Consider the following 10,792-nt stretch of genomic DNA (forward strand, 5'->3'; position numbering starts at 1 on the left):
TACATCGTTACCTATATGGCCCCTGAGGGCCACTTTTCAAGGTCAGGCGGCTTCTGGCGCCTTGTTCGACAGGCGCTGCAGGCGTTCCAGGGCCGATTCGCTGCCGTTGGCCGGGTTGGTCACCGATTTGCGGATCGCTTCGATTTCTGCGGCCTGGTCGTAAGGGCGCTGGCCGATGTCGGAGACGATCTTCATGCCTTCGGCTTCGTTGGCGATCGACTGGGCACGCTTGGTCAGCGCGTTCAGCGCGCTGGTATTGCCGCGCATGCCGGACAGGTTGGCCAGCTGGCTCTGGCGCTCGGCGCGCACTTGCTGCAGGTCGCGCTGGGCCTTGGCTTGGGCCAAGGCTTGCATCGCCTTTTTCGCGGCGGCATCGAAGTCGGCCAGCTGCTGCGACAGGGCGTCGACGATCTTCTGCAGTTCTTCCATATAGGCCTGGGCGTCGGCTTCTTCCTGGATTTCCTGCGGCAGGCGACCTTTGTTGGCTTCCAGCTCGTCGCAGAACAGGTTGATCGTCGCTTCCGAAATCTGGCCGGCGGCCAGGCGTTCGGCTAGGGTACCGGTGGCTTTTTCGTCGGTTTCGATCAGTTTGCGCAGGCGGACCACGTCGTCGCGCTCCTTATTGAAGGCGGCGCGGGCTTGGGCCAGCTTCTGGGCGGCGCTGCGCAGGGTGTCGGCCAGGCGGTCGCGGTCGGCCTCGGTCGCCGTTTCCGGGTCAAAACTGGCGATGGCTTCCGACACGCGGTCGCCCAGGGCGCCAAAGTGCTTGGAAATCAGTCGTGCAGTCAGGGCCCAGCCATTCGAGTTGCTCATTTTTGCTTCCTTTCAGTTAAGTTCAATTCACCAATGCGGCGGTCGTTATTGGATGACCAGCCGTTCCTGCTCCACCGGAATTCCCACTACGAAGTCGACGTGAATTCCGCGTTTCCTTGCATCGCCGTTCACGCTCTGGAGGATTTCCGTCGTGACCAGCAGGTATTCCTTGCTGCCGTCGCCCAGTTGCCGGGCGTAGGGCATGAAGTACAGCTCTTGTTTCAGGCCCTGCATGCCGCTGGCTTCGTCGATGCGGGTTTCGGTGCCCGTGAAGGGCGGGACAAAACCGGCATTCGGGTCGCCAACATCGCGCTCGAAGTCCAGCGCTTCCTGCTCGACGAAGGCGGTGGCCAGCACTGCGCTGTCCGCGCCGCTTTCCTCCAGCTGGCTGCGCCACAGGCTGAATTGCAGGTCGCCAAGGCCGCAGCCATCTGCGCCGGTGAAGGCGTCCTGGTCTTCCGCCGTGGTGGGGATGAAGCGCACCAGCTGCGTGCAGTACAGGATTTCCTTCACCTCGCCGTGCTCGTCCACATAAAGCTGGAGGAACTTTTCGCGCTCGTCCTCGTCACCCTTGGCCAGGTAGTAGCGGTACAGGCGGCCGGCCATCGACAGCTTGAACTGCGAAATGGCGAGAATCCGGCTGTCTTCCGCTTCCGGCAAAGCGACCAGGGAACCGTTGGCGTTGGCGCGCAGCAGGGGCGACGCTTGCAGGTTCACCACGCTGCCGATCCGGGCTGCCAGCGGCAGGCCGCGGTCTTCCGGCTGCGGCGCGTCGCTGTCGACGCCGCGGCGCTTGGCGCCGCTGCGCAGGTAATCGATGGCGTCTTTCCAGCCCATTCCTTAGTTCCTTTCAAACGAGTAGTTAGCGTTCTTTTTCACTTCCTGCGCCGCGGCCATCATCCTGAAGGCTTTCCAGGCCAGCCACACCAGGCCGCCGATCAGCAAGGCGACTGCCAGTTTGGCCAGGGTGCTCGATTCGTGGGCGGCTGGTTTGGCGGCCGGGGCTTGTACTTGCTGCTGGCGGGCGGTCTCGACAACAGCACCAGCAATGTCGCTCGCGCCGGCGGCATCGGCCATGGCACCGGTATTGCCGCTGACGTCACCCTGGACGGTTGGCGCCGGTGCCGGGGCTGGCTGAGCAGCAGGAGCAGGGGCCGGAGCCGCATGGCCGCTGGCTGCGCGGCCCAGCATGAAGCCGCCGATGCCCCACAGCCAGCCGTTGCTGCTGTCGCGGACGATTACGGGCGCCGGCGCACTGGTCGAACCGCTGCTCGGGGCGCCGTGCTGGGCAAAGGCGCCGTTGCTGTAGCCGCCATTTCCGCCGCTGCGGCCACCAGGAACGACCGGATCAAGCGGAGGCAGCGGAGGCGTGGTCCCGGTGCGGGAGGCCGTGGAGCTGCCGAAGCTGCCGGGCGCCGGCTGGCCAGTAGCGGCCGCACGCCGCGTGTCATAGGTGCGCATCGCCTGGTCCTGGGCGGCGCGGCGGTCGAGGTCACGGGGCATCGCCGAATCGCGTTGTTGCGTGCGTGCCGCAGCAGGCGGCTGCGACTGGCGCTGGCCAAAGGTGCCGAAGCTTGGCTTGCTCGGGGTGCTGACGCTGCGCGAAACCGTGCTGCGGCTCGAGGAAAAGCCGCTGCGGTATGAGCCGCCTGGGCGGGCATCGGCCGTGTTGGCGACTACAATTGCCACCACGATTGCCATGATGGCCGCGAAGCGAGTGCGCTTGAACATGAAATTCACCGTTGTCAGGTAGTTAAACTTTCGATGAAAATCAGCATATCTTTCAAACAATCCGATTGCATCGGTAAAAAAAGGCCAGCTTCACCATGACTAAGAAATACCTGGACATGAACCAGCACGACGCGCTTTACAAGGTGGCGCGTACCTATCCCGGCGGCATTGAGGCGCTTGCCCAGCAAATGGGCATTTCGGCCAACGTGCTGCGCAATAAGCTGGCGCCGACCATCGCTTCGCATTACCCCTCGTTCGAGGAGGTTTCAACGATCGTGGACCTGTGCCACAAGGCTGGCGTGCATGAAGCCATGTTGCCGCTGCACGCGCTGCTGACGCGGCATGGCATGGCGGCCTTCATCGTCCCTATCCCCGATGAGGTGAGCAATGACGACCTGTCGCAGACGGTGTGCAAGGTGATGGCCCAGGTGGGCGCGGTGGCGGAGGCGGTGTCCGAGGCGCTGATCGATGGCAAGGTGACGGAGGCGGAGGCCGACCTGATCGAGCGGGAGTTCCACGGCGCGCTGTCGGCGTTGGGCGAGTGGCGCGAGCGCATTCGCCAGCGCGCGAAAATCGGCAAATAAAAAAGCCAGCCTGGCCTGTTGGCCGGCTGGCTAAGACTCTTTCTTCCGTGGGGGCGAAATAGTCGGGACAAGGCGCGCAGCTTATCCCTGTTTCGCTCCCCCTTCATGACATCGCTTTAACGGCGCTCTTCTTCCCGGCGATCTTCGCCGCGACGTTCACGCACTTCACGGCGCTGCTGCTGTTGCTGCTGTTGCGGCTGTTGTTGATGTTGCTGCTGCGGCTGCATTTGGGGTTGCATTTGCGGCTGTGGTTGCGGCTGGGCCTGCTGCGGTGGTGGCGACATCTGCGGCGGGCGGGCCGGGGCCATCTGCATCTGCGGCGGTGCGTCGCGGCGGCCACGGTCTTCCCGGGCATCGCGGTCCCCTCCGCCGAAGCGCGGCTCATGGCGCGGTTGCTCCACGCGTTGCGGCTGCGGCTGCGGCATTTGCGGCGGCGCTGCTTGCAGTTGCGGCGGCTGCTGGGTCGCCGTAATGATGCCTGGGCGGCGCTGCTCCTCCCGCATATTGCGGCCGCGCCAATTGTCGCGCTCGTCATTATCGGTACGGGTCCAGTTCTGGCGCGGCTGCTGTGGCGGCGTCGTCAGCTGCTGAGGTTGCTGCGGCTGGGTTTGCAGCAACTGCTGGCGTTGCTGTTCCTGGCGCCCAGGGCCACGCAGGTCCGGGCCGCGTTCGGCACGACGCTCCCAGTTACGGTCGCGATTGAAGCGGTCGTCGCGGTCACGGTTGAAGCGATCTTCACGGCTCGGCGGCGGTTCCTGGCGTTGCGGACGCTGCAAGCTGGAAGCCAAGACCGGCGGCGCGGTCATGATCGGCACGTTGCGCACGTCCTGCGGCGTGACGCGCGCTCCGTTGTTCACCGGAATATGGCGGCCACGGCCCCACTGGTCGCTCGGCAAGGCAGTCACGCCATCGCGGCGGCCATCGTGGTCGCGGTCGTGGTCGCGGTCGTGGTAGCGCTCGTGCCAGCGCTCGTTGGTGCGGTGATTCCACACGAGGCGGCGCTCGAAATCGGACGATACGCGGTAAGCCGGCACATAGCGGTCGCGCGGGCTCAGCGGGTACCAGCCAACGGCGGGACCGGAACGGCCCGAGCCGAAGCTGACGCTCCAGTTATTGCCGCCGACCCAGCCCACCAGCGCGGGCGACCATACTGCGCGGCCAATGACGCGTCCCGGCGTCCAGCACCAGCGACCGCTGACCACGACCCAGCGGCCATAGTGGAACGGTGCATAGCCCCAGGGCGAGTTATCGACCCAGGTCCAGCCCCATGGCGAGATCCAGACCCAGCGGCCGTCACGATAGGGCGCCCAGCCGACCGGCACCGCGCGCGGGAACCAGACGGTGCCGTATTCGCGGTCTTCCACCCAGTTGCCGTAATTATCCAGGTCTTCGTAGCCGGTCATGTCAGCCGGCACGTAGCGCGAAGCGACCATGCCTTCGTCGCGGCGGTCGCGGTTGGCGACCCAGTTGTCGAAATCATCACGCCGCGCCAGCGCGGTAAAGATGTCGTCGCCGCGTACTTCCACGCGTTTTCCGGACCGGGCGGTCAGCATGGTGCCGGCGCCTTCAACGCGGGCATTGCCGGCGAAGACGTTGACCACGGTGGTGTCGGGAGCGCGCTCCGTGTCGACCCGGAAGGAGCCGGGTTCGGTGAGCGTAATGCGGGCTTGCGGCGTGAGGAATTCGAATTCATTGAGCATGGCCGGATCGCGCACGCGCACGGCGGCGGTGCCGTAGTTCAGGCGCAGCACCAGGCGCTCGTCATCCAGTTCCTGCACCTCGAGGTCGGTGTCGCCGTCCAGGCGGATGGCGGTGGAGCCGACGCGGAATTCCGCACGGGCGCCAGACGCGGTCGTCAGGTGGTTTTCGCTGGTGACCGGCCAGTTCATCAGGTTGCCGGATTCTTCTTCGCCGTTGACGAGCATGGTCACCCTGCCTTCGGTAACCGTCACCCGTCCCACCCGGGCGGGCGGATCGGCCATGGCAACCGAGGTCACTGCGACCAGCGCTGCCAGCACCAGGAACTGCACTATCTTGCGGCTCATTCTATCTCTCCAAGGGAACGTCTGCGGCGTTTTTGTTTTTATATAACGCCTGAGCCCCCTTGGCGAGGACGCAAGTTACAAATAATTTCAAATGGGGGTAAAACGCTGCACCTGCTTGCCATCCACTTCGATGATTTCGAAGAAGACTTCGCGCGGGCGGCACCAGATGGAGCCGTTGGCAGCCTTGTACACGATCATTGTGCTGAGGTCGGATTCCACCGTGGCCTCACACACCAGATCGTAGATGCCGCCCTTGTAATGCCGGAACTGGGTGGTCATGCCTGGGCCGCTCCCCGCTTGACGAAGAACAGGGCACCGCCGATAAACATCAGAAGGCCGCCAAATACGCGATTTTGCACCTTGATGGCTGAAGATTCGCGGAAGAAGCGCTGCATCGACGAGGCCAGGAAGGCATAGCTGTGCATCACCACCAGGTCAATCACGCACATGGTTGCGGCCAGGATGGCCAGTTGCGGCAGCAGCGCCGCATGCTGGTTGATGAACTGCGGCAGCACCGCCACCATGAAGATGATGCCTTTCGGGTTGGTGGCATTGGTCAGGAAGCCGATCATCACGCGCTTGCGGAAGGTCGGCAGCGCCTGGCGGGCGGCATGTACGCCTTCGCCGGCGGCGACTTTGGCGCGCCACTGGCTGATGCCCAGCCAGATCAGGTACAGCGCGCCCACGGTCTTCACCACGCTGAAGGCTACTTCCGAGGCGATCAGCAGGGAGCCGACACCCGCGCCGGCAATCGCCAGCACCAGCAGCAAGCCCAGTTGCAGGCCGAGGATGGTGGCGGAAGTACGCTTCACGCCATAGGACAAACCATGCGACATTGACAACACCGCGCCGGAACCAGGCGACACGGCAATGATGCAGGCAGCGATGACAAAGGTGATCCAGATGGTGAAAGTCATGACCGATTACCGACGAATAAAGAGTTCATTGTAGCGTTGAAGATGCCCGCTGGCTGCGGCGGCGTGTTAGATTGTCGATCCTGTAATTTTTCTTTGGAGTTATACGAAATGGCCGGTTCCAGCCTGCTTGCACTGATCGACGATATTGCCACCATCCTGGACGACGTGGCTGCCATGAGCAAAGTGGCAGCCAAGAAGACCGCGGGTGTGCTGGGCGACGACCTGGCGCTGAATGCGCAGCAGGTCGCAGGCGTGCAAGCCGACCGTGAATTGCCTGTTGTCTGGGCAGTAGCGAAGGGTTCGATGATCAACAAGGCGATCCTGGTGCCTGCTGCGCTGGCGATCAGCTACTTCGCGCCATGGGCGATTACGCCCCTGCTGATGCTGGGCGGCGCCTACTTGTGCTTTGAAGGTTTCGAGAAGATTGCCCACAAGTTCCTGCATTCGCCGGCGGAAGATGAGCAGCACCACAAGGAACTGGTGGATGCGAACCAGAGTGTTGACCTGGTGGCAATGGAAAAGGAAAAGGTCAAGGGCGCCGTGCGTACCGACTTCATCCTGTCGGCCGAGATTATCGTAATCGCCCTGGGCACCGTGGCGGCCGCCAGCTTCTTGCAACAGGTGACGGTGCTGGTTGGCATCGCCATCGTGATGACCGTGGGCGTATATGGCCTGGTGGGCGCCATCGTGAAGATGGACGACGCCGGCCTGTACCTTACCAAGCGTGCCGGTGCCGCCGTGCAGGCGATCGGCCGTTTCCTGCTGACTGCGGCGCCCAAGCTGATGAAATTCCTGTCGGTTGCCGGTACGGTCGCGATGTTCATGGTCGGTGGCGGCATCCTGACCCACGGTATTCCTGGCGCGCATGACGTGATCCATCACGCTGCCGAAGCTGCCGGTTCGGTGGGCGGCGTTGGTCCCCTGCTGGCTGCCATTACCCCGTCCGCGCTGGATACCATTGGTGGCGTGATCGCCGGCGCTATCGTGTTGGCGGTCGTCACCATCGGCAGCAAACTGTTGAGCGTGGTCAAGCGCTAAGCATCGGCCCGGCGGCACACTGTCATTTTTAACAAGGAGAATCCTATGTCGACCCATAACCGACCTTCCGGCGCGTTTGTTGGCGCCTCCTGGACCGCCCTGCTGCTGGGCGCCGGCGCCTTCCTGGCCGGACTGTGGAATGCCCAGATGGCGCTGAACGAGAAAGGGTACTACCTGACCTTGCTGCTGTATGGTCTGTTCGCCGCTGTATCGCTGCAGAAGTCGGTGCGCGACAAGGTGGAAGGCATCCGCGTGTCGAATATGTACTTCGGCCTGTGCTGGATTTCCACCGCGTCCGCCATCCTGCTGCTGGGGGTCGGTCTGTGGAATGCCAACCTGGCGCTCAGCGAAAAAGGCTTTTACGGCATGGCTTTTGCCCTGAGCCTGTTTGCCGCCGTCGCAGTGCAAAAGAACGTTCGTGACAGTTCGGCAATCCAGGCAGAAGTGGCCTGACCGGCCAACCCTGCCAGATTTGATCTACATCATTAAAAAAGCGCGCTCAAGTCCCTAGACTGTTCCCTGTGATCTTGCGTTATAGCAAGAAAGTCAACAGGGAGCGCGCGATGCGTAAGAATTTACCGGTAACCAATCAGGAAGTAGAACTGGACGAAGACCAGGCGATCGTCTCCAAGACTGACCTGGAAGGCAATATCGTCTACGTAAATCCTTACTTCGAGCACATCAGCGGCTTCTCCGCTGCGGAGCTGATTGGCCAGCCGCAAAACATCATCCGCCACCCGGACATGCCGCCGGAAGCGTTTGCCGACCTGTGGCAAACCATCCGCGCCGGCATTCCCTGGACCGGCCTGGTGAAAAACCGCTGCAAGAACGGCGATTTCTACTGGGTCAAAGCGAATATCACCCCGATCAAGGAAAACGGCCGCACCATCGGCTACATGTCGGTGCGCACCAAGGCCGAACGCGGCCAGATCGCGGCCGCGACCGAGGCCTACCGCAAGATCATTGCCGGTGCCCGCAATATCCGCATCAAGAATGGCCAGATCGTGCGCCTGGGCCTGTCGAACGTGCTGGCACGCCTGAGCCATGTGTCGCTGGCCATGCGCATCTGGCTGGCCACCAGCGTGGTCAACGTGCTGCAGATCGCGGTCTGCATCGCTGCACTGTTCGCCGATGGCACCAGCGACGTGACGCGCTGGGGCATCTTTGGCGCCACGGCCTTTGGCTTCCTGATCAACGTCTTCCTGTGGTACACGCTGCGCACCGGCATGCTGCAGCCGCTGGGCCGCGCGCTCGATGGCGCGCGCCTGATCGCGGCCGGCGACCTGACCGGCTCCTTCGACACCGACAGCACCGACGAAGTGGGCCAGTTGCTGCGCGCCCTGCAGCAGATGAATAACAACCTGATCGCCACCATTCGCGACGTGCGCTTCAATATCGATGCGATGGCCGTGGCGACCAAGCAGATTGCCGCCGGCAATGCCGACCTGGCCGGCCGCACCGAATCGCAGGCAGCGAGCCTGGAAAAGACCGCTTCCAGCATCGAGGAATTCTCTTCGACCGTGAAGGCCAATGCCGAGAACTCGATGGAAGCGAACGCGTTGGCAGTCAGCGCTTCCGGCGTAGCGGTGCAAGGCGGCGAGATCGTGTCCGAAGTGATTGCGACCATGGACGAGATCAACTCCTCGTCCCGGCGCGTGGTCGACATCATTGGCCTGATCGAAGGCATCGCCTTCCAGACCAATATCCTGGCGCTGAACGCCGCGGTCGAAGCGGCACGCGCCGGTGAGCAGGGCCGCGGCTTCGCCGTGGTGGCTGGCGAAGTGCGCAACCTGGCGCAGCGCTCCTCCGCTGCCGCCAAGGACATCAAGCAGCTGATCGAAATCTCGGTGGAGAAGGTCAGCACCGGCATGGAACGTGCGCAACGCGCCGGCGCCACCATGGACCAAGTGGTGAACTCGGTCAAGCAGGTCACCACCATCATGCACGAGATTTCCACCGCCTCCCGCGAGCAGAGCATCGGCGTCGACCAGGTCAACCAGGCCGTCAACCACATGGACCAGGTGACGCAGCAGAACGCCGGCCTGGTCGAAGAGGCCGCCGCAGCGGCGGTCAGCCTGGCCGACGAAGCCGGCCACCTGCGCGACGCCTTCAGCCTGTTCAAATTTGAACGCACCCGTCATGCGCGCCTGACGGCTGTCAATTCGGCACGCGGCGCGCAGCCAACCCGTAAGGCGCCCAAACGCCTCGCAGCCTGATACCGAACGAGAAAATCATGAATACCATTGCAGAACCAACCGTACAGTTTGATGCAGAGCTGATCAGCCGCATGAGCACTTCCGGCCCGCGCTACACTTCGTACCCGACCGCCGACCGCTTCAAGCCGGACTTCAGCTACTCCAGCTTCCTCGAGGCGCAAGCCAACCTGCGCATGCGCGGGGCGCGTGCACCGCTCTCGCTGTACGTCCATATCCCTTTCTGCAACGTGGTCTGCTACTACTGCGCCTGCAACAAGGTGGTGACCAAGGACCGCAGCAAGGCCGTCACCTACCTTGGCTACCTGAAGCAGGAAATCGATATGCAGGGCAAGCTGTTCGCGGGCATGAACCGCGTGGAGCAGCTCCACTTCGGCGGCGGCACCCCGACCTACCTGGATGACGACCAGATGGGCGAGTTGCTGGCGCACATGCGCAAGCACTTCGAATTCGCACCGGATGAAGAGGGCGAGTACTCGATCGAGATCGACCCGCGCACCGTCGACGCTGAACGTATCCACACGCTGCGCAAGCAGGGCTTCAACCGCGTCAGCATGGGCGTGCAGGACTTCGATCCTGACGTGCAGAAGGCCGTCAACCGCATCCAGCCTGCCGAGGAAACCCTGGCCGTGATCCAGGCAGCGCGCGACGCGGGCTTCCGCTCAATCAGCGTGGACCTGATCTACGGCCTGCCAAAGCAAAGCATGACCACCATGCAGGCAACGATGGACAAGGTGATCGAGGCCAATCCCGACCGCATCGCGCTGTACAACTACGCGCACATGCCGCACCTGTTCAAGCCGCAGCGCCGTATTGCGGAAGACGAGCTGCCAACGCCGGCCGTGAAGCTGGATATGCTGGCCCTGTGCATCGATCGCCTGACCAAGGCCGGCTACGTCTACATCGGCATGGACCATTTCGCCAAGCCGGACGACGACCTGGCCGTGGCACAGCGCCAGGGCCGCCTGCATCGCAACTTCCAGGGTTACTCGACCCACGCCGAAACCGACCTGGTGGCGCTGGGCGTGTCTGCCATCAGCTCGGTGAACGGCACCTACAGCCAGAACGAGAAAACGCTGGACGAATACTACGCGCGCCTGGACGAAGGCCGCCTGCCGATCGCACGCGGCTACGCGATGGACAACGACGACCTGCTGCGCCGCATGGTGATCCAGATGCTGATGTGTAACTTCGAGCTGTCGATCTCGGCGCTGGAACTCGGTTATCCGATCCGCTTCAAGCAGTACTTCGCCAAGGAGCTGGAAAAGCTGCGCGAGTTCGAGCGCGACGGCTTGCTGGCGATCGAAGACGACTGGATTTCCGTAACGCCCAAGGGTCGCCTGCTGATCCGCAATATCTGCATGGTGTTCGACCGCCACCTGACTGCCGACCGTGCTGCAGGAACGGCGCCGGGACAAGTGCATCCGCTGCGCTTCTCGCGCACGATTTGA

General features: G+C 63.1%; 11 protein-coding genes. 5 read left to right on the forward strand and 6 right to left on the reverse strand.

From position 1 onward, the window contains the following. Positions 1-42: 42 nt before the first annotated feature. From ACN9M3_RS01265 to ACN9M3_RS01275, 3 genes are read right to left on the reverse strand one after another with little or no spacing between them, the layout of a single operon-like run. Positions 43-813, reverse strand: a complete 771-nt coding sequence (locus ACN9M3_RS01265) for a hypothetical protein (protein ID WP_426166791.1) — start codon at positions 811-813, stop codon at positions 43-45. Between the two features lie 45 nt (positions 814-858). Continuing rightward, a complete protein-coding gene (locus ACN9M3_RS01270; RefSeq protein WP_426320033.1) occupies positions 859-1,650 on the reverse strand; it encodes a DUF2491 family protein in 792 nt (263 codons plus the stop codon). A gap of 3 nt (positions 1,651-1,653) precedes the next feature. After that, complete coding sequence (locus ACN9M3_RS01275; protein ID WP_426320035.1) at positions 1,654-2,544, reverse strand: hypothetical protein; 891 nt, start codon at positions 2,542-2,544, stop codon at positions 1,654-1,656. A gap of 95 nt (positions 2,545-2,639) precedes the next feature. Here ACN9M3_RS01275 and ACN9M3_RS01280 point away from each other — a divergent pair, with 95 nt between their 5' ends. Then, on the forward strand, positions 2,640-3,128 hold the full coding sequence (locus tag ACN9M3_RS01280; protein ID WP_426166797.1) for a phage regulatory CII family protein: 489 nt from the start codon (positions 2,640-2,642) through the stop codon (positions 3,126-3,128). A gap of 116 nt (positions 3,129-3,244) precedes the next feature. Here ACN9M3_RS01280 and ACN9M3_RS01285 read toward each other — a convergent pair whose 3' ends face one another. The 3 genes from ACN9M3_RS01285 to ACN9M3_RS01295 form a co-directional block, all read right to left on the reverse strand. Beyond that, positions 3,245-5,173: a DUF6600 domain-containing protein gene (locus ACN9M3_RS01285; protein WP_426320037.1), complete on the reverse strand. Its 1,929-nt coding sequence runs from the start codon at positions 5,171-5,173 to the stop codon at positions 3,245-3,247. A gap of 87 nt (positions 5,174-5,260) precedes the next feature. Then, the gene (locus ACN9M3_RS01290; RefSeq protein WP_426320039.1) at positions 5,261-5,452 is read right to left on the reverse strand and encodes a DUF1653 domain-containing protein; all 192 of its coding nucleotides are present in this window, start codon (positions 5,450-5,452) and stop codon (positions 5,261-5,263) included. Further along, a complete protein-coding gene (locus tag ACN9M3_RS01295) occupies positions 5,449-6,090 on the reverse strand; it encodes a LysE family transporter (RefSeq protein ID WP_426320041.1) in 642 nt (213 codons plus the stop codon). Before ACN9M3_RS01295 ends, ACN9M3_RS01290 begins: the two co-directional genes overlap by 4 nt. Positions 6,091-6,198: 108 nt before the next feature. On the opposite strand from ACN9M3_RS01295, the gene ACN9M3_RS01300 reads away from it, so the two are divergent. The 4 genes from ACN9M3_RS01300 (at position 6,199) to hemN (ending at position 10,792) form a co-directional block, all read left to right on the forward strand. Next, positions 6,199-7,128, forward strand: coding sequence for a DUF808 domain-containing protein (locus ACN9M3_RS01300; RefSeq protein WP_426166805.1), 930 nt, complete (start codon positions 6,199-6,201; stop codon positions 7,126-7,128). 45 nt (positions 7,129-7,173) lie between these two features. After that, positions 7,174-7,581 carry an inner membrane protein YiaA gene (gene yiaA / locus ACN9M3_RS01305; RefSeq protein ID WP_426166807.1) on the forward strand — a complete coding sequence of 136 codons (408 nt, stop codon included), beginning with the start codon at positions 7,174-7,176 and terminating at the stop codon, positions 7,579-7,581. Between the two features lie 110 nt (positions 7,582-7,691). Then, positions 7,692-9,344 carry a methyl-accepting chemotaxis protein gene (locus ACN9M3_RS01310; protein ID WP_426166809.1) on the forward strand — a complete coding sequence of 551 codons (1,653 nt, stop codon included), beginning with the start codon at positions 7,692-7,694 and terminating at the stop codon, positions 9,342-9,344. 17 nt (positions 9,345-9,361) lie between these two features. Continuing rightward, positions 9,362-10,792 (forward strand): oxygen-independent coproporphyrinogen III oxidase, encoded by a 1,431-nt coding sequence (hemN, locus tag ACN9M3_RS01315; protein WP_426166811.1) that lies wholly within the window; start codon positions 9,362-9,364, stop codon positions 10,790-10,792.

It is taken from the genome of Pseudoduganella sp. R-43 (assembly GCF_049913255.1).
Classification (GTDB): domain Bacteria; phylum Pseudomonadota; class Gammaproteobacteria; order Burkholderiales; family Burkholderiaceae_D; genus Rugamonas.